At 50.0% G+C, this 17,182-nt stretch carries 20 protein-coding genes; 17 read left to right on the top strand and 3 right to left on the bottom strand.

Annotation, left to right across the window (positions count from 1 at the left end; translation table 11 throughout):
- Positions 1–55: 55 nt before the first annotated feature.
- Positions 56–931 carry an alpha/beta hydrolase gene (locus tag ACO0LN_RS27160; RefSeq protein WP_422979333.1) on the bottom strand — a complete coding sequence of 292 codons (876 nt, stop codon included), beginning with the start codon at positions 929–931 and terminating at the stop codon, positions 56–58.
- A gap of 203 nt (positions 932–1,134) precedes the next feature.
- On the opposite strand from ACO0LN_RS27160, the gene ACO0LN_RS27155 reads away from it, so the two are divergent.
- From ACO0LN_RS27155 to ACO0LN_RS27080, 16 genes are all read left to right on the top strand, one after another.
- Positions 1,135–1,926 (top strand): TSUP family transporter, encoded by a 792-nt coding sequence (locus tag ACO0LN_RS27155; RefSeq protein WP_422979331.1) that lies wholly within the window; start codon positions 1,135–1,137, stop codon positions 1,924–1,926.
- Positions 1,927–2,111: 185 nt separating this feature from the next.
- Positions 2,112–4,067: a tRNA uridine-5-carboxymethylaminomethyl(34) synthesis enzyme MnmG gene (gene mnmG / locus ACO0LN_RS27150; protein ID WP_422979329.1), complete on the top strand. Its 1,956-nt coding sequence runs from the start codon at positions 2,112–2,114 to the stop codon at positions 4,065–4,067.
- Between the two features lie 133 nt (positions 4,068–4,200).
- Positions 4,201–4,851, top strand: coding sequence for a 16S rRNA (guanine(527)-N(7))-methyltransferase RsmG (gene rsmG, locus ACO0LN_RS27145; protein WP_422979327.1), 651 nt, complete (start codon positions 4,201–4,203; stop codon positions 4,849–4,851).
- Positions 4,852–4,867: 16 nt separating this feature from the next.
- Entirely contained in the window at positions 4,868–5,644 is a 777-nt protein-coding gene (locus tag ACO0LN_RS27140) for a ParA family protein (RefSeq protein ID WP_422979325.1), read from the top strand.
- Positions 5,645–5,646: 2 nt separating this feature from the next.
- On the top strand, positions 5,647–6,540 hold the full coding sequence (locus ACO0LN_RS27135) for a ParB/RepB/Spo0J family partition protein (protein ID WP_422951675.1): 894 nt from the start codon (positions 5,647–5,649) through the stop codon (positions 6,538–6,540).
- A 13-nt stretch (positions 6,541–6,553) separates the two neighbouring features.
- Positions 6,554–7,120, top strand: coding sequence for an RBBP9/YdeN family alpha/beta hydrolase (locus ACO0LN_RS27130; RefSeq protein ID WP_422979323.1), 567 nt, complete (start codon positions 6,554–6,556; stop codon positions 7,118–7,120).
- Between the two features lie 322 nt (positions 7,121–7,442).
- The gene (locus ACO0LN_RS27125) at positions 7,443–7,781 is read left to right on the top strand and encodes an ATP synthase subunit I (protein ID WP_162044020.1); all 339 of its coding nucleotides are present in this window, start codon (positions 7,443–7,445) and stop codon (positions 7,779–7,781) included.
- Between the two features lie 2 nt (positions 7,782–7,783).
- Positions 7,784–8,614, top strand: coding sequence for a F0F1 ATP synthase subunit A (gene atpB, locus ACO0LN_RS27120; protein WP_422979321.1), 831 nt, complete (start codon positions 7,784–7,786; stop codon positions 8,612–8,614).
- A 97-nt stretch (positions 8,615–8,711) separates the two neighbouring features.
- Positions 8,712–8,954 carry a F0F1 ATP synthase subunit C gene (gene atpE, locus ACO0LN_RS27115; RefSeq protein ID WP_186917574.1) on the top strand — a complete coding sequence of 81 codons (243 nt, stop codon included), beginning with the start codon at positions 8,712–8,714 and terminating at the stop codon, positions 8,952–8,954.
- Positions 8,955–9,019: 65 nt separating this feature from the next.
- Positions 9,020–9,490 (top strand): F0F1 ATP synthase subunit B, encoded by a 471-nt coding sequence (locus ACO0LN_RS27110; RefSeq protein ID WP_422979319.1) that lies wholly within the window; start codon positions 9,020–9,022, stop codon positions 9,488–9,490.
- A gap of 2 nt (positions 9,491–9,492) precedes the next feature.
- Entirely contained in the window at positions 9,493–10,026 is a 534-nt protein-coding gene (locus tag ACO0LN_RS27105; RefSeq protein ID WP_422979317.1) for a F0F1 ATP synthase subunit delta, read from the top strand.
- A 26-nt stretch (positions 10,027–10,052) separates the two neighbouring features.
- Entirely contained in the window at positions 10,053–11,594 is a 1,542-nt protein-coding gene (gene atpA, locus ACO0LN_RS27100; protein ID WP_162044016.1) for a F0F1 ATP synthase subunit alpha, read from the top strand.
- A gap of 29 nt (positions 11,595–11,623) precedes the next feature.
- Positions 11,624–12,493: a F0F1 ATP synthase subunit gamma gene (gene atpG / locus ACO0LN_RS27095; protein ID WP_186954438.1), complete on the top strand. Its 870-nt coding sequence runs from the start codon at positions 11,624–11,626 to the stop codon at positions 12,491–12,493.
- Between the two features lie 30 nt (positions 12,494–12,523).
- On the top strand, positions 12,524–13,930 hold the full coding sequence (atpD, locus tag ACO0LN_RS27090; protein ID WP_186945797.1) for a F0F1 ATP synthase subunit beta: 1,407 nt from the start codon (positions 12,524–12,526) through the stop codon (positions 13,928–13,930).
- Between the two features lie 75 nt (positions 13,931–14,005).
- Positions 14,006–14,428: a F0F1 ATP synthase subunit epsilon gene (locus ACO0LN_RS27085; RefSeq protein ID WP_422951668.1), complete on the top strand. Its 423-nt coding sequence runs from the start codon at positions 14,006–14,008 to the stop codon at positions 14,426–14,428.
- Positions 14,429–14,535: 107 nt separating this feature from the next.
- Entirely contained in the window at positions 14,536–14,952 is a 417-nt protein-coding gene (locus ACO0LN_RS27080; protein WP_422979314.1) for a CoA-binding protein, read from the top strand.
- On the opposite strand, the gene ACO0LN_RS27075 is transcribed toward ACO0LN_RS27080, so the two are convergent.
- Positions 14,940–15,671 (bottom strand): tetratricopeptide repeat protein, encoded by a 732-nt coding sequence (locus ACO0LN_RS27075; RefSeq protein ID WP_422979312.1) that lies wholly within the window; start codon positions 15,669–15,671, stop codon positions 14,940–14,942. The genes ACO0LN_RS27080 and ACO0LN_RS27075 overlap by 13 nt on opposite strands.
- 46 nt (positions 15,672–15,717) lie before the next feature.
- On the bottom strand, positions 15,718–16,164 hold the full coding sequence (locus ACO0LN_RS27070) for a hypothetical protein (RefSeq protein WP_422979310.1): 447 nt from the start codon (positions 16,162–16,164) through the stop codon (positions 15,718–15,720).
- A gap of 163 nt (positions 16,165–16,327) precedes the next feature.
- Between ACO0LN_RS27070 and ACO0LN_RS27065 the strand changes: the two genes are divergently transcribed.
- A complete protein-coding gene (locus tag ACO0LN_RS27065) occupies positions 16,328–17,152 on the top strand; it encodes a PPK2 family polyphosphate kinase (RefSeq protein WP_422979308.1) in 825 nt (274 codons plus the stop codon).
- Positions 17,153–17,182: the final 30 nt, after the last annotated feature.

The raw sequence follows: 17,182 nt of genomic DNA, 5'->3' as shown, positions 1-17,182 counted from the left end.
GTTGTAGGGATATCTACCTTAGCACATGCTGGCCTTAAGGACTTCGCGAGCAATGTTATTTGTCCAACAGCCTGAGGTCGCGCATCCAGTCGGCATACAGGCTGGTCCAGTTGCGCAAGCTGCCGCTGGCAGGTGTCATGCCAAAGCCATGGTCGCCACGGCGGAAGGCATGCAGTTCTGCCTGGCCACCGCCTTCCAGTAATTGTTGATAGATTTTTGCGGCGACTACCGGTGGGGCTTTGGGATCGTCCGAGGCATGGACTATGAATACGGGCGGGGTGTTCTTGCCAGCCTTTGGGATTTTTCCACCGGGGACACCGGTATATACCAGGGCGATAAAGTCTGCGCGGTTGCCCAATTTTTCTGTGGCGTCCGCAGCGCCTGAGTCGCCTTCATCCTGATCCATCAACATTTGCAAGGCCATGACGCCGCCAGCAGAGAAACCGAGTACGCCTATCTTCTTGCTGTCGATTTTCCAGTCTGCTGCATGTTGCCGCAGAACCCGCATGGCGCGGCTAGTGTCTGCTGTCAGGGGCTGTATTGCTTTCCAGTTGCGCTCGGTATCCAGTGCTAGAGTGCGGTATTTGAGTACGGCTGCAGTAATGCCCTGGGCATTCAGCCAGTGCGCGGCTTCTATGCCTTCCTTGTCTATGCAGACATAGCGAAAGCCACCCCCTGGTACGACCAGCACTGCTGTGCCAGTTGCCTTGTCGGCCGGGGCCGGATAAATGGTCAGCGTAGGTTTGCTGACGTAGCTGAGGTATCTGTCGAGGCGGCCAGTTTCATGCCTGTCTTCTGCTGCTTCTGCCCGCTGATGTTGCAGACCGGGCGCGCCGTTTTGCCATAAGGGGAGCTCGATTTCAGCTTGCGCCTTACTGCCGGTGCTGAACAAGATGCATGCTGCAAACATCAGAGACAGGGATATCTTCATTGCGTTGATCCTTGTGAAAGACAAATAGCGGCAGATTGATTACACCGGATTTGCATCTTGTCTGATTTGTCGCAGCCAGTCAAACAGACAAGCTAGTGCCGCAACTGTTATGGCACGGCCTGTACCTTGTTGCTCACAGCTTGCTTCTGTATAAGTTATCTGTGCCATGTTTGCTACTTGAGGTGTTTTCTTGAGGCAACATGATGACCTCCCATTACAAATCAAACGCGCTCAATATGGATATTTTTCTTTTGGCTTTGGCGGCCTTCTTTGCTGGTTTTGTTGACTCCATCGTCGGTGGCGGTGGCTTGATACAGGTTCCCGCTCTGTTTTCTTTCATGCCCGGGACGGCTCCTGCTACCTTGCTGGGTACCAATAAGATGGCAGGTATCTGGGGAACGACAGTCGCAGCGACACGTTATATGAAGACAGTCAGCGTGCGCTGGAGCATGGTGGCACCAGCTGCATTCATGGCGTTTGCCTTCTCTTTTGCCGGGGCTTTCCTCGTGACACATATCCCGCCCACCTATTTGCGCAAGGCTTTGCCCTTTATCCTGGTGGCTGTGGCTATCTATACCTTCAAGAAGAAGGAGTTTGGTGCTGACAATAAACCTGTGTTCTCGGGTTCCAAAGAAACCTATATGGCAATGTTGGTGGGCGCAGGCATAGGGTTTTACGATGGTTTCTTTGGGCCGGGTACAGGCAGTTTCTTCATGTTTTTGTTCGTGCGTATCTTTGGTTATGACTTCCTGCGTGCCTCTGCTGCAGCCAAGGTATTGAATGTTGCCTGCAATACTGCGGCACTTATCTGGTTTGGTTATAGCGGCCACGTACTCTGGATGCTGGGTTTGACGATGGCCGTATGCGGTGTTGGAGGCTCTATTTTAGGTAGTCATTTGGCAATTAAACATGGTACCTCGTTTGTTCGCAAGATGTTCCTTGGTGTGGTTGTGGCGCTGATATGTAAGACGACTTACGATGGCTTTCTCAAATAGTAGTGTTTCACGTGAAACAATCAGTTAGTGATAATGGGACTTCGGTCCCATTTTTTATGTCCAGATGCTCATGTTTCACGTGAAACATAGTTCTAAATAAAAAGAGAATCTTTAGTTCTACAAAAGTTTACGCGCAAAACAAACTATAATCGTGCCTCCCGTCCCAAGTTTCTCAGAAATCCACCATGTTTTATCCAAAAGAATTCGATGTTATCGTCGTCGGCGGCGGTCACGCCGGTACCGAAGCTGCACTTGCCTCTGCTCGAATGGGGCAATCTACACTGTTGTTGACCCATAATATCGAGACCCTGGGTCAGATGTCTTGCAACCCATCCATAGGTGGGATAGGCAAGGGCCATCTGGTGAAAGAGGTCGATGCCATGGGCGGTGCCATGGCGATTGCCACTGATGAGGCAGGCATACAATTCCGTATCCTGAATTCATCCAAAGGCCCAGCCGTGCGTGCCACCCGTGCCCAGGCGGACCGTATTTTGTACAAGCAGGCGATACGTAGTCGCCTGGAAAATCAGCCTAATCTGTGGCTGTTCCAGCAGGCTGTCGATGATTTGCTGGTCGAAGGTAACCGTGTTGTCGGTGCCGTGACCCAGGTTGGCATCAGGTTCCGCGCCCGCGCCGTCGTGCTGACAGCAGGTACTTTCCTTGATGGGAAGATTCACGTGGGCTTGAATAACTACTCGGCAGGCCGTGCCGGTGACCCGCCAGCGATATCTTTGTCTGCTCGTTTGAAAGAACTGGCGCTGCCACAAGGTCGTTTGAAGACGGGTACGCCACCACGTATAGATGGTCGCAGCATCGATTTTTCACTGATGCAAGAGCAGCCTGGTGACCTTGATCCCGTGCCAGTATTCTCCTATATGGGTAATACCAGCATGCATCCAAGGCAGCTGCCATGCTGGATTACCCATACCAATGAAAAAACCCATGACATTATCCGGGCCGGTCTGGACCGCAGCCCCATGTACACGGGTGTTATCGAAGGGGTGGGGCCGCGCTATTGCCCGTCGATAGAAGACAAGATACACCGCTTCGCCAGCAAGGAATCGCACCAGATTTTCCTGGAGCCTGAAGGCCTGACGACCAATGAGTTTTACCCTAATGGTATCTCTACCAGCCTGCCTTTTGATGTGCAGCTGGACCTCGTGCGTTCCATGCGCGGTATGGAAAACGCTTACATCCTGCGTCCTGGCTATGCGATTGAGTATGATTATTTTGACCCGCGTGGTTTGAAATCGTCGCTGGAGACTCGCCAAATTGAGGGCTTGTTCTTTGCCGGGCAGATTAACGGCACGACAGGTTACGAAGAAGCAGCAGCCCAAGGTATGTTGGCAGGCTTGAATGCTGCATTGAAAACCCAGGGTAAAGAAGCCTGGGTGCCGCGCCGTGATGAAGCCTATCTCGGTGTGCTGGTGGATGACCTGATTACCAAGGGCGTGCAAGAACCTTACCGCATGTTCACCAGCCGTGCTGAATTCCGTCTGAGCCTGCGTGAAGATAATGCCGATATGCGCCTGACTGAGATAGGCCGCCAACTGGGTTGCGTCAGCGATGCGCAATGGCAGCAGTTTGAAGAAAAGCGTGAAAGTGTTTCACGTGAAATGGAAAGGCTGCGCTCGACCTGGGTCAACCCGCGCATCCTCGCAGATGTGGAAGCTGAGCGTGTCGTTGGCAAGGCTCTGGAGCGTGAATATTCCCTGGCTGATTTATTGCGTCGCCCACAAGTGACGTATGAAAGCCTCATGAGTTTGCAAGGTGTGGAAGGGCAGGAGCTGGCCGGGCCAGGAGTGCTTGATCCACATGTGCGTGAGCAGGTAGAGATACAGGTTAAATATGCCGGTTATATAGACAGGCAGGCCAAAGAGGTTGAGCGCCATGCGCATTTTGAGAATCTCAAAATGCCAGTGGGTTTTGATTATATGGAAGTGAATGGGCTATCCATTGAAGTCAGGCAAAAACTCAACAAGCATCAGCCTGAAAGCCTGGGCCAGTGTGGCCGTATTTCTGGCGTGACGCCTGCAGCGATTTCCCTGCTTTTGGTACATCTGAAGAAGCGTGGTTTTAAAGAGTTCATGGCGAATGCAGATGCAGTGGCTGAGACGGTTGCTGACACCCCAGTAGATTGATTCACGTGGAACATCAGATTGCAGGCATGTTTTTGCAAGCGCTTTGGCATGAGCATGCCTGCCAAGCACAAGAAATTAAAACGAAAAATAAAACTGAAATGAAAAACAAGAAGCTAATCGAGGGCAGGGCCGTATGATTCACGTGGAACAAGCACAGTTAAGATCGATGTTACAGAGCGGTGTTGAGGAATTGGCTCTGGATCTAAATAATGATCAAATTGATAACATGATTGCTTATTTGTCATTATTGTCAAAATGGAACTCTGTTTATAACCTGACGGCTATCCGTGACCCAAAAGACATGGTCAGGCAACATTTGCTGGATTCGCTTTCTGCCGCTCCGGCATTCAAGGATGCAAAAAATATACTGGATGTAGGTGCCGGTGGCGGTTTGCCCGGTATGATGCTGGCCATTACTTATCCACAGGCCAAAGTGTCCATGATAGATACGGTCAGTAAAAAGACTGCCTTTCTGACCCAGGCCAAGACTGAGCTGGGTTTGAAGAATGTTACCGTCCATACCGGCAGGGTAGAAGCCTTGCAGGTCAAGGAAGCATTTGACGTCATCACTTCACGCGCATTTTCTGAGCTGGCCAATTTCGTCAATTGGTCTGGTCATCTGCTGGCCGAAGGTGGCCAGTTCATCGCCATGAAAGGCGTGGAACCGAAACAGGAAATAGACAGCCTGCCCGCTGGCTGGCATGTGGATAAGTTGCAAGCCTTGACGGTGCCTGGTTTGCAGGCAGAACGTCACCTCGTCTTTATCAAGAAAACCCAGGCCTGATTTCACGGAAACCTCTATGGCAAAAATCTTTTGTGTAGCAAACCAAAAAGGTGGTGTGGGTAAAACCACAACTACCGTCAATCTCGCCGCAGGCCTGGCGAAACTCGATCAACGCGTCTTACTGGTTGATCTCGACCCCCAGGGTAATGCCACCATGGGAGCAGGTATCAATAAGGCAAAGCTGACCGCTTCCATTTATGAAGTCTTGCTCGGTATGTCTGATGTGACAACCGCCAAACTGCGTTCTGAATCTGGCCGTTTCGATGTCTTGCCGGCCAACCGTGAGCTGGCTGGTGCTGAAGTGGAAATGGTCTCGCTGGACAACCGTGACAAACGCCTGCGCGAAGCCCTGGCCAAGGTCGATGCTGAATATGACTTTATCCTCATCGACTGTCCGCCAGCCTTGTCGCTGCTGACTTTGAATGGCCTGTGTGCCGCGCATGGCGTAATCATCCCCATGCAGTGTGAATACTATGCGCTGGAAGGTTTGTCCGACCTGGCCAATACTATCAAGAAAGTCTCAGCCAATCTGAATCCTGACTTGAAGATAGTCGGCCTACTGCGCGTGATGTTTGACCCGCGCATGACACTATCGCAACAAGTCTCTGACCAGCTCGAACAGCATTTTGGCGACAAGGTTTTCAAGACCCTGATCCCGCGCAATGTCCGTCTGGCAGAAGCACCATCTTACGGTATCCCCGGCGTGGTGTTTGATCCTGCATCCAAAGGGGCGCAAGCCTATATCGCCTTTGGTGCAGAGATGGTGGAAAGAATTAAACAACTGGAAAAATAAGTATGTCGATCAAAAAACAAAAAGGTCTGGGCCGTGGTCTGGACGCCTTGCTCGGCGGTGCCGCCGACTTTGCCGAAGCCGTACCTACCGTCACTGGTGCCCCTACCAGCCTGAACGTGGCACAAATGCAAGCAGGTAAGTACCAACCCCGCACCCGCATGGACGAGGGCGCGCTGGCCGAGCTGGCGGCCTCCATCAAGGCTCAGGGTTTGATGCAACCCATCCTGGTTCGCCCGATAGGACAAAACAATGGCGTAACCCGTTACGAAATCATTGCCGGTGAACGCCGTTTCCGCGCTTCGCAAATGGCGGGGATGGAAGAAGTGCCGGTACTGGTCAAGGATGTGGATGACCAGGCCGCCGCCGCCATGGCTCTCATCGAGAACATGCAGCGTGAAGACTTGAATCCTCTGGAAGAAGCCCAAGGTATACACAGGTTGATCACCGACTTTTCTTTCACCCACGAGCAGGCAGCCAATGCAGTAGGGCGCTCCCGCAGCGCTGTATCGAACCTGTTGCGTCTGCTGAACTTGGCCAAACCCGTGCAAACGATGCTGATGGCAGGTGACATCGACATGGGCCATGCCCGCTCATTACTGGTAACCGACGCCGCCACACAGATACAACTGGCCAACCAGATCGTCGCCAAGCGCATGTCTGTCCGTGAAGCAGAAAAGCTGGTTGCCAAGACCACGGCTGAGATGAGCGCGAATGGCAAGCCGCGCGACAAAGCGGAAAAATCCCGTGACATCACCCGCCTGGAAGAAGAGTTATCCGATTTGCTGGCGACCCAGGTTGCCCTTAAATTAGGCAGCAAGGGCAGGGGGCAGATGCTGATCGATTTTGCCGACCTTGATAGTCTGGATGGCATCATTTTAAAGATACGTGGACAGTAAAAAGATTTGACCCATGCAGATACTGACTTTACCCGGCCTGTATAGCTCCGGCCCCGGCCACTGGCAAACACGCTGGGAAGCCGAATTAGTCAATATAAAAAGAGTAGAGCAACAAGACTGGGATCATCCGGTCAAGGATGTGTGGGTTGCCACTTTGTCAGCTGCCGTGAATGCGGTTGATGACGAAGTGGTACTGGTCGCGCACAGCATGGGTTGTGCGCTGACTGCCTGGTGGCTGGCGTCCGGCATGCCGGACGTCGCAGATAAAAGCAAAGTCAAAGCAGCGTTTCTGGTGGCGCCGCCGAATGTCGGGCGGGAAAATTTTCCTGCCCCCACTTTCAATCCCATGCCCCTGACCAGGTTTCCCTTTCCGGTCGCCGTGGTAGCATCTAGTGACGATCCTTGGTGCGATGTGTCAATTGCACAAGCCTGGGCAAAAAACTGGGGAGCCGAGCTGCACCTGATCGGTGCAAAAGGCCATATCAATGGCGAGTCTGGTCTGGGTAGCTGGAAGCAAGGCCAGGACTGGTTGAGCGCGTTGATTGCAAAAACAGCAAAAATGGGAAAACCAGTACAATAATAAAAAAAGCACCAAAATGGCGCATTAATGGCAGGTTTTCAGGCAATGCACCAAACATTTAGCCTTATGCATCAAACGTTTGACGTTATTACGCACTACCACGTATAATTCCGTGGTTTTGATTGGCGAGGATTTGCGCTGCCCGGTTATATCGTGGCAAGCCAATCAAATTCAACTGTCATATTTATAAAATTGTAGGACTTACGCAAGATAGTCCAGCAAAGCCCCCTGATGAACACAGTGCAAAACTGGATAATGGGGCTGGCGATGAGCTTGATCCATTGCTGCTATTTTGCGCAAGTCCTGGATAAATGAGGGAAGCATGGCACGCATCATACTGCTGCAACTGGTAGCAGCGCTGGTTGCGGGCTTGCTTGCTGGAATTTTCGGCAATATTTCTTACGGATTGTCTGCCCTGTTCGGTGGATTGTCTTGTGCGATCCCAAATGCCTTGTTCGCGTTGCGCCTGACTATGAGCGCCCGGAGGCCTGGAGGAGCAAATCCGATGAGTTTTTTCATCGGTGAATTTTTCAAAGTTATATCGACAGTCGCGCTGATGGCAGCGGTTGTCTTCTGGTACCCCGATGTCAACTGGCCGGCCTTTTTGATCGCCTTCATCGTCGTACTGAAAAGCTATTTCATTTTACTCTTTAGGCACTGATCATGAGCTCAGCTGAACAAGTCACTCCGTCAGAATATATAGCCCATCACCTTGGGCATTTGACAAACCACGGCCATCAGGCACAAACGTCCCTGTGGGACATGTCGTATGTCAATATTGATACGGTTATCTGGTCAGTCGTTTGCGGCTTGCTGGGTACTATCATTATGTACATGGCAGCACGCAAGGCAACTTCCGGCGTACCTGGCCGTTTCCAGTGCGCAGTTGAGATGCTCATCGAAATGGTCGATAACAATGCAAAAAGCATCGTTCACGGCAACACAAGCTTTATCGCTCCTATGGCATTGTCGGTATTTGTCTGGGTGGTATTGATGAACTCCCTGGATTTCCTGCCAGTTGATCTGTTCTCTCAATGGCTGTTCCCTTTGTTTGGCCTGGATCATGAAATGCCTCACCGCGTGGTTCCTACTGCTGACTTGAACGGTACTCTCGGTATTTCCATCGGTATTTTCTGCCTGATGATGTATTACAGCTTCAAGATCAAAGGCGTAGGCGGTTTCATCAAGGAATTGTTCAGCGCACCGTTTGGTCCTATGCTCTTCCCTTTCAATCTGGCATTGAATCTGGTTGAATACGCAGCGAAAACTTTCTCGCTCGGTATGCGGTTGTTCGGCAACATGTTTGCTGGCGAATTGTTGTTCCTGTTGATTGCAGCTTTGCTGGGTGCTTCCGATTCCATCTTCGGCGGTATTGGTCATTTGGTACTGGGTTCTGCCTGGTCCATCTTCCACATCCTGATCGTACCTCTGCAAGCGTTTATTTTCATGATGTTGACTCTGGTATATATGGGTCAGGCTCACGAAGCGCATTAATTAAGTTTTGAAGTTTTAGGTTTTTGGTTTTAGTTTTGGTTTTGGTTTTAGTTTTTTGATTTTGGTATTTTAATTTTAACTTTCTAGGAGTTTTCTCATGACTAACGTCGCTTTCGTTGCATTGGCTTGTGGTTTGATCATCGGTTTGGGCGCTTTGGGTGCTTGTATCGGTATCGCTATGATGGGTGGTAAATATCTGGAAGCGTCTGCTCGTCAACCAGAATTGATGGACAAACTGCAAGGTAAAATGTTGTTGTTGGCTGGTCTGATCGATGCTGCGTTCATTATCGGTGTTGGTATCGCCATGTTCTTCGCAACTGCAAACCCATTCAAAGGCTAATAGCTTTCCTTTTTCTACCGCAGGTCTCTGGCCTGCGGAACGATTAATTTGATAAGGAAACTAAAGTGAATCTGAATCTATCTATGTGGTATCAGGCTGGGGTGTTTTTCATCCTGGCTTTGGTGACTGCAAAATTCATCTGGCCACCAGTGATTGGTGCGATCGATGAGCGCATGAAGCGCATTGCAGACGGTTTGGCTGCTGCTGATAAAGGCAAGTTGGAAATGCAAGCTGCTGAAAAGCGCGTGCAGGCTCAATTGGCTGCTGCTGGTGAAGAGAGCAAAACACACATCATCAACGCAGAAAAACGCGCTGCTCTGATCGTTGAAGAAGCTCGCAACATTGCTGCTGCTGAAGCTGCCCGCATTATTGCTGCAGCAAAAGCGGATGCTGAAAATCAAGTGACTAAAGCACGCGAAGAATTGCGCGACCAGGTTGCCACTCTGGCAGTCAAAGGCGCAGAACAAATTCTGAAACGTGAAGTTAACGCATCTGCTCACGCTGATCTGTTGACCCAACTGAAAACCGAGCTGTAATCATGGCCGAAATCGCAACGATCGCTCGTCCTTACGCAGAAGCGCTGTTTCGTGTTGCCCAAACCGGTAACCTGTCCGCCTGGTCGGAACTGGTTACCGAGATGGCACAGGTAGGTGCGCATCCCGATGTACAAGCTCTTGCACACAACCCCAAAGTCTCGGCTGATCAAAAAGCTGAGATTTTCTTGTCTGCGATCAAATCTCCAGTGACTGCTGAAGCGAAAAACTTCATCAACACACTCGCTGACTATGACCGTCTGACTTTGTTGCCGGAAATCGCTTTCCAGTTTCATGCTCTGAAAAACGCCCTCGAAGGCGCTGCAGATGCTGAAGTGACTAGCGCATTTGAAATCTCGGCAGCTCAGTTGAGCGAGCTCTCAGTGCTCTTGGAAAAGAAATTTGGCCGCAAGTTGCACCCTACAGTCAAAGTGGATTCCTCTTTGATCGGTGGTGTACGCATCGTGGTTGGTGATCAGGTGCTCGACACGTCGGTACGCGCGAAACTGCAGAAAATGCACGGCGCCCTGACCGCGTAAGAACGTAATAAATATTAGGAGTTAGTATGCAACTCAACCCATCTGAAATCAGCGAGTTGATCAAGAGCCGGATTCAAGGCCTTGGCGACACAGCTGAGATTCGCAATCAAGGTACGGTTATCTCCGTTACCGACGGTATCTGCCGCATTCACGGTCTGTCTGACGCGATGCAAGGCGAGATGCTGGAATTCCCAGGCAACACATTTGGTCTGGCGCTGAACCTGGAACGTGATTCCGTTGGTGCCGTTATCCTGGGTGACTACGAACACATCTCCGAAGGCGATACAGTTAAATGTACCGGCCGTATTCTGGAAGTGCCTATCGGTCCTGAACTGCGTGGTCGTGTCGTTAACGCGCTGGGTCAGCCTATCGACGGCAAAGGTCCTATCAATGCAAAACTGTCCGCGCCTATCGAAAAGATTGCGCCAGGCGTTATTGCACGTCAATCCGTTTCTGAACCTATGCAAACTGGCCTGAAGTCTATCGACTCCATGGTACCGGTTGGTCGTGGTCAGCGCGAATTGATCATTGGCGATCGTCAAACTGGTAAAACAGCTGTTGCGATCGATGCCGTGATCAATCAAAAAGGTCAAAACGTTACATGTATCTATGTAGCGATTGGTCAAAAAGCTTCTTCCGTTAAAAACGTTGTGCGCGCTCTCGAAGCCCACGGCGCCATGGAATACACCATCGTTGTTGCTGCTACTGCTGCTGAATCTGCAGCGATGCAATACGTATCCGCCTACTCCGGTTGCGCGATGGGTGAATACTTCCGTGACCGCGGTCAAGATGCACTGATCATTTATGATGATCTGTCCAAACAAGCTGTTGCTTACCGTCAGGTTTCCCTGTTGCTGCGCCGCCCACCAGGCCGCGAAGCTTACCCAGGTGACGTATTCTATTTGCACAGCCGTTTGCTGGAACGTGCAGCACGCGTTAACCCAGACTACGTTGAAGCTTTCACCAAAGGTGAAGTTAAAGGTAAAACAGGTTCTTTGACAGCATTGCCTATCATTGAAACTCAGGCTGGTGACGTTTCCGCTTTCGTTCCTACCAACGTAATTTCGATTACTGACGGTCAGATCTTCCTGGAAACATCTCTGTTCAATGCAGGTATCCGTCCAGCGATCAACGCTGGTATCTCGGTTTCCCGCGTTGGTGGTGCTGCGCAGACTAAAGTTATCAAAAACTTGTCCGGCGGTATCCGTAATGACTTGGCACAGTACCGTGAATTGGCAGCGTTTGCTCAGTTCGCTTCTGACCTCGATGAAGTGACACGCAAGCAGCTTGATCGTGGTGCCCGCGTTACTGAATTGTTGAAGCAAGCTCAATATGCTCCACTGTCTATCTCCCTGATGGCCGTTACTCTGTTCTCCGTGAACAAAGGCTTCCTGGATGATGTACCGGTCAAGCAAGTGCTGGCGTTCGAAGCAGGCGTGCATAATTTCATGAAAACGAGCCATGCAGCATTGCTGCAGAAGATCGAAGAAACCAAGCAACTGGACAAAGATGGCGAAGCTGCCATGGCTGCCGCAATTGCTGATTTCAAAAAATCCGGCGCCTATTAATTTACTGTAGCTAGAAGGAGTCAATACTCATGGCTGCAGGCAAAGAGATACGTGGCAAGATCAAAAGCGTAGAAAATACGAAGAAGATCACGAAGGCGATGGAAATGGTCGCCGCATCCAAAATGCGTAAAGCGCAGGACCGGATGCGTGCGGCTCGCCCGTACAGTGAAAAGATTCGTACGATTACGGCTAACTTGTCACAGGCCAACCCAGAGTACACGCATCCTTTTATGGTGCAACAAGATCTGTCCAAGAAAGTTGGCGTGATTGTTGTAACGACAGATAAAGGTTTGTGTGGCGGTCTCAACACGAACGTGTTGCGTCTTGTCACCAGCAAAATGCGTGAACTCGAAGGTAAGGGTTCAAAGATAGAAGCGGTCGCAATTGGTAATAAAGGTCTCGGCTTCCTGAATCGCGTAGGTGCGCAAGTGGTTTCCCATGTCACACAATTGGGCGACACTCCTCACCTCGACAAACTGATAGGTCCAGTCAAAGTTTTGCTGGACGCGTATCAGGAAGGCAAGCTGGACGCGGTTTACCTGAGTTATACAAAATTTATCAACACCATGAAGCAAGAGCCGGTGATGGAGCAGTTGTTGCCCCTGACAGCGGACAAGCTGGCGACAGAGAAGAATGCCCATACCTGGGATTATCTGTATGAGCCAGATGCTGCAACGGTCATTGATGAATTGTTGATACGTTATGTAGAAGCACTGATTTTCCAGGCCGTAGCGGAAAACATGGCATCTGAACAATCGGCCCGTATGGTGGCGATGAAATCAGCAACTGATAACGCAGGTAACGTGATTGGCGAACTGAAACTGGTTTATAACAAAACCCGTCAAGCCGCCATTACCAAAGAGCTCTCCGAGATCGTCGCCGGCGCGGCAGCGGTCTAAACTGAATTTAAATATTAAGAAGGAACGAACATGGCTAATGGCAAAATCGTTCAGTGTATCGGCGCTGTTGTGGACGTTGAATTTCCACGCGACGCGATGCCTAAGATTTATGACGCCTTGAAAATGGAAGGCTCCGAGCTGACATTGGAAGTTCAGCAGCAATTGGGTGACGGCATAGTCCGTACGATTGCTCTGGGTACTTCTGATGGTCTGCGTCGCGGCATGACTATTTCCAACACTGGCAACCCTATCATGGTACCAACCGGCAAAGCAACGCTGGGTCGCATCATGGACGTACTGGGCAACCCTATCGATGAATGCGGTCCTGTCAGCCACGAGCAGACAGCATCCATCCACCGTAAAGCCCCTGCATACGACGAACTGTCCCCATCCCAGGAATTGCTGGAAACCGGTATCAAAGTTATTGATCTGGTTTGCCCATTCGCTAAAGGTGGTAAGGTCGGTCTGTTCGGTGGTGCGGGTGTAGGTAAGACCGTCAACATGATGGAACTGATCAACAACATCGCCAAGGCACACAGCGGTTTGTCCGTGTTTGCCGGTGTGGGTGAGCGTACTCGTGAGGGTAATGACTTCTACCACGAAATGGCTGACGCAAAAGTGGTTGATCTGGAAAATCCAGAAAACTCCAAAGTTGCGATGGTATATGGTCAGATGAATGAACCACCAGGTAACCGTCTGCGCGTTGCTCTGACAGGTTTGACGATCGCTGAAGGTTTCCGTGACGAAGGCAAAGACGTTTTGTTCTTCGTGGATAATATCTACCGTTACACACTGGCAGGTACTGAAGTATCCGCTTTGCTGGGTCGTATGCCTTCCGCCGTGGGTTATCAACCTACACTGGCTGAAGAAATGGGCCGTCTGCAAGAGCGTATTACTTCCACTAAAACTGGTTCCATTACGTCCATCCAAGCCGTATATGTTCCAGCGGATGACTTGACCGATCCATCTCCAGCAACCACATTTGCTCACTTGGATTCCACCGTTGTTCTGTCCCGTGACATCGCTTCCCTGGGTATCTACCCTGCGGTTGATCCACTGGATTCAACATCCCGTCAGCTGGACCCACAAGTGGTTGGTGTAGAGCACTATGAAACAGCCCGCGCTGTTCAAGGTACTTTGCAGCGCTACAAAGAATTGCGCGACATTATCGCGATTCTGGGTATGGATGAATTGGCTCCTGAAGACAAACTGCTGGTCGCACGTGCACGTAAGATGCAGCGTTTCCTGTCTCAGCCTTTCCACGTTGCTGAAGTGTTTACCGGTGCTCCAGGTAAATACGTTTCCTTGAAAGAAACGATCCGTGGTTTCAAAATGATCGCTTCCGGCGAACTCGATCACCTGCCAGAACAAGCGTTCTACATGGTAGGTACTATCGACGAAGCAATCGAAAAAGCGAAAAAACTGGCTGCTGCTTAATTAATTAAGCGCACTGGCGGTGCAGTTGAGATTGACTGCACCATAGCTTTTTTGAGCGAATAATAAGGGTCCAACATGGCACACACTATTCACGTTGACGTGGTTTCCGCAGAAGAGCTGATCTTCTCCGGTGAAGCCGAATTCGTCGCGTTGCCGGGTGAGGCTGGTGAATTGGGTATCTATCCGAAACATACACCACTGATTACCCGCATCAAGCCGGGCGCGGTGCGCATCAAGGTTCCGGGCAAAGCCGAAGACGAGTTCGTATTCGTCGCCGGTGGCCTGCTTGAAGTGCAACCGAATGCAGTGACAGTTTTGGCCGATACAGCGATTCGCGGTCACGATCTGGACGAAGCCAAAGCCAGCGAAGCCAAGAGACTGGCAGAACAAGCTTTGGTTAATCGTGATTCCAAGATTGACTATGCGCAAGCACAGGCAGAACTGGCATCCGCGATCGCCCAATTGGCAGCGATACAAAGATTGCGTCAAAAGCGTTAATTTCGCTGCGAAAATTTTTCGCGACGAAAGCAGTACAATGGAAAGGCAGCTCAGGCTGCCTTTTTGTTTTTCCATGCCGTCAAACTGGATCAATACTGGAACTGCCCATGCCTGTGGAACAAGAATTGATTGCCGAAATACTGAGCAAAAGTAAAACCATCGCCGTCGTCGGCCTGTCCTCAAAAATTTCCCGCCCCAGTTATGGCGTGTCTGCCTATATGCAGGCACATGGCTATCGCATCATCCCTGTCAATCCGCGTGAGGCAGGAAACATCATATTGGGCGAGCATTGCTATCCTGATCTGATCACTGCCGCAGCAGAACACCGTATCGATATCGTCGATTGCTTTCGCAATGCGGCTGATATTCCGCCGATTGTGGAAGAGGCAATACATATAGCTGCGCCTTATCTGTGGATGCAATCAGGCATCGTAAATACAGAAGCTGCCGCCAGGGCAGAGGCAGCAGGTATCAAAGTAGTGATGGACAGGTGCATCAAGATAGAACATCTTTACCGTGTCTGAGTTTGCTTTGCTGAGCGCAATTGCTGTATGTACGTAAGTTCGTTTTGCGCCAGTTTATTCTCAGGTTCGATTTGCAAGGATTCCTGAAAAGCTTTTTCTGCCTCATCAAGCTGCTTAAGCTCTATCAAAGAAAATCCTATGCCGCGCAGGGACATCGCCAGATAAGGGCGTTGTGAGGAATATTGTTTGCTCAATTCATGAGCATGACGATAGGTTTGCAAGGCTTCCGTTGGCTTGGCCAGCTGATTCAAGACATAGCCAATTTCTACCGAGGTGCCAGCAGAAACCGGGGCCAGATATTCAACTCTCCTGAGCATGGACAAAGCCTGTTGCAAATCCCTTCTTTCAACCGCAACAAAGGCCTGGACTTGCAGGCAGTTTTTATAACCCCATTCTATCCATTCAAAATCCAGTTTGCTGGCTTTGCTGAATTCCTCAAATTCTTGAGTCGTCTGGAAAGAGAATTGCTTTTTGCTGCTGTCAAAAATGGATTCATAAGACCGGCAATTTTCTTTCGCTTTTCTGTCGGCCTCTTCAAATTTGCGCTCCTTGATCAGCAGATTCAATGCTTTTGATGCAGCTGAGAACTCCACCCCCTTGGCACTGTCTGCCACTAAATTGGTATGGGTGGTAATCGTAATAATCTTGTCTTCAGCCGTAGCGCAAGCAGGCAAGGCCGCCACCAGGGCAAAAGCAGCTATCCATTTGCGGACACTCATTATTTGATTTGGAATAAAAAAATCAGTCATGTTCAGGGTAAGGTGATTATTCATAAAAAGCCCGGTGTGGCTCCACGTAGATCAATTTTATCGACTTGAGCAGTTTGAAAATGATCGCCGCCAGCAATACATAGAAATACCCTACCAGCAGGCTGTATAAGCCGCCTATCATAAACAGATGGAACAGGTCAGCGATGTAGATGCGCCTTTCGTTGATCATCATAATGACCGCAGCACTAACACCAAATGCCAACGCCATGACGAACGGTGCAAAATGGCAGTAGAAAACAAACTTGTTTTCATCCAGACGAAAAAAAGCAATACTGAACACCAGCAGCGTCAGTAAATACGGTATGCCACCAATGAACAGAGACCCAACCAGAAAGCGCGATAATTCGCGCAACACGCCGAATTGCGCACATGCGACACTGAGTAAGGTCAGCAATATGGGCAATAACAATGCGGCCAGATAATAAGTTTTCTTTCGTATCATGTGCAATGAGTTGGCGATGTATGCCACACAAACAGTGTCAGCCTGTTGAAAGCATTTGTAGTCTTGCTAGGGTATGCGGCACTTTTCATATTATCATCAAAACATTATCTCTAATTTTGAGATCTATTTTTTGTAAGCTAAACAATATTGATTGGAGACTTGAATGACAGTTGCGGACTTGTTTCGGGTAGGTAAAGGTTTTCAGGTCAAGGATGCCAATGCCAATAAAAAACTGGTAGGTACGGCCGCCACTGAAAAAAATGCAGACAAGGCCGCCGACAAACTGGCAACCTTGAAATTGGCAGAAGAAATTTCTGATTTACAAAATGTTTTGTATGCTGCTCATGACCGCAAGCTATTGATTATCCTGCAGGGCATGGATACCTCTGGTAAAGACGGTACGGTCAAAGGTGTATTTGGACAAATCAATCCTCTGGGTGCCCGCACGGTGGCTTTCAAAGCCCCCAGTACCGATGAAAAAAATCATGATTACCTGTGGCGCATCCATAAAGAATTACCGGGCAAGGGTGAAATTACCATCTTCAACCGCAGCCATTATGAAGATGTCCTGATTACCCGCGTACACGACTGGATAGACCAGGCTGAATGCAAGCGCCGTTATGCGCAGATACGCGATTTCGAACGCATGCTGGCCGAGACTGGTACGGTGATCCTGAAATTTTTCCTGCATATTTCCAAGGCCGAGCAAAAAGTCAGGCTGGAAGAGCGTCTGGCTGATCCTGAAAAACACTGGAAGTTTGATCCCCAGGATTTGGTCGAACGTAAATACTGGGACGCATATCAAGAAGCCTATGAAGATGCCTTGCAGGCAACAGATGCCGATCACGCGCCATGGTATGCCGTGCCATCAGACTCCAAGACCCAGCGCAATCTCGTGATAGCCAGCATCGTTCAAGAAAAGCTGCTGAGCCTGAAGCTCACATATCCACCGGGTAATCCTGATTACAGCAAGCTCAAGGTAGAGTGAAGCTCAGTTCATCAAACTCAATGCATGAAG

The organism is Undibacterium sp. TC9W (genome assembly GCF_049339865.1).
Classification (GTDB): domain Bacteria; phylum Pseudomonadota; class Gammaproteobacteria; order Burkholderiales; family Burkholderiaceae_D; genus Undibacterium.
Note: the sequence above shows the minus strand (reverse complement) of the source record. Positions and strands in the feature narration are given on the sequence as shown.

Bases quoted from the DNA above. Each gene is read 5' to 3' on its own strand.
- ACO0LN_RS27160 (WP_422979333.1), bottom strand. From the start codon at position 931: ATGAAGATATCCCTGTCTCTGATGTTTGCAGCATGCATCTTGTTCAGC.
- ACO0LN_RS27155 (WP_422979331.1), top strand. From the start codon at position 1,135: ATGACCTCCCATTACAAATCAAACGCGCTCAATATGGATATTTTTCTT.
- mnmG (WP_422979329.1), top strand. From the start codon at position 2,112: ATGTTTTATCCAAAAGAATTCGATGTTATCGTCGTCGGCGGCGGTCAC.
- rsmG (WP_422979327.1), top strand. From the start codon at position 4,201: ATGATTCACGTGGAACAAGCACAGTTAAGATCGATGTTACAGAGCGGT.
- ACO0LN_RS27140 (WP_422979325.1), top strand. From the start codon at position 4,868: ATGGCAAAAATCTTTTGTGTAGCAAACCAAAAAGGTGGTGTGGGTAAA.
- ACO0LN_RS27135 (WP_422951675.1), top strand. From the start codon at position 5,647: ATGTCGATCAAAAAACAAAAAGGTCTGGGCCGTGGTCTGGACGCCTTG.
- ACO0LN_RS27130 (WP_422979323.1), top strand. From the start codon at position 6,554: ATGCAGATACTGACTTTACCCGGCCTGTATAGCTCCGGCCCCGGCCAC.
- ACO0LN_RS27125 (WP_162044020.1), top strand. From the start codon at position 7,443: ATGGCACGCATCATACTGCTGCAACTGGTAGCAGCGCTGGTTGCGGGC.
- atpB (WP_422979321.1), top strand. From the start codon at position 7,784: ATGAGCTCAGCTGAACAAGTCACTCCGTCAGAATATATAGCCCATCAC.
- atpE (WP_186917574.1), top strand. From the start codon at position 8,712: ATGACTAACGTCGCTTTCGTTGCATTGGCTTGTGGTTTGATCATCGGT.
- ACO0LN_RS27105 (WP_422979317.1), top strand. From the start codon at position 9,493: ATGGCCGAAATCGCAACGATCGCTCGTCCTTACGCAGAAGCGCTGTTT.
- atpA (WP_162044016.1), top strand. From the start codon at position 10,053: ATGCAACTCAACCCATCTGAAATCAGCGAGTTGATCAAGAGCCGGATT.
- atpG (WP_186954438.1), top strand. From the start codon at position 11,624: ATGGCTGCAGGCAAAGAGATACGTGGCAAGATCAAAAGCGTAGAAAAT.
- atpD (WP_186945797.1), top strand. From the start codon at position 12,524: ATGGCTAATGGCAAAATCGTTCAGTGTATCGGCGCTGTTGTGGACGTT.
- ACO0LN_RS27085 (WP_422951668.1), top strand. From the start codon at position 14,006: ATGGCACACACTATTCACGTTGACGTGGTTTCCGCAGAAGAGCTGATC.
- ACO0LN_RS27080 (WP_422979314.1), top strand. From the start codon at position 14,536: ATGCCTGTGGAACAAGAATTGATTGCCGAAATACTGAGCAAAAGTAAA.
- ACO0LN_RS27075 (WP_422979312.1), bottom strand. From the start codon at position 15,671: ATGAGTGTCCGCAAATGGATAGCTGCTTTTGCCCTGGTGGCGGCCTTG.
- ACO0LN_RS27070 (WP_422979310.1), bottom strand. From the start codon at position 16,164: ATGATACGAAAGAAAACTTATTATCTGGCCGCATTGTTATTGCCCATA.
- ACO0LN_RS27065 (WP_422979308.1), top strand. From the start codon at position 16,328: ATGACAGTTGCGGACTTGTTTCGGGTAGGTAAAGGTTTTCAGGTCAAG.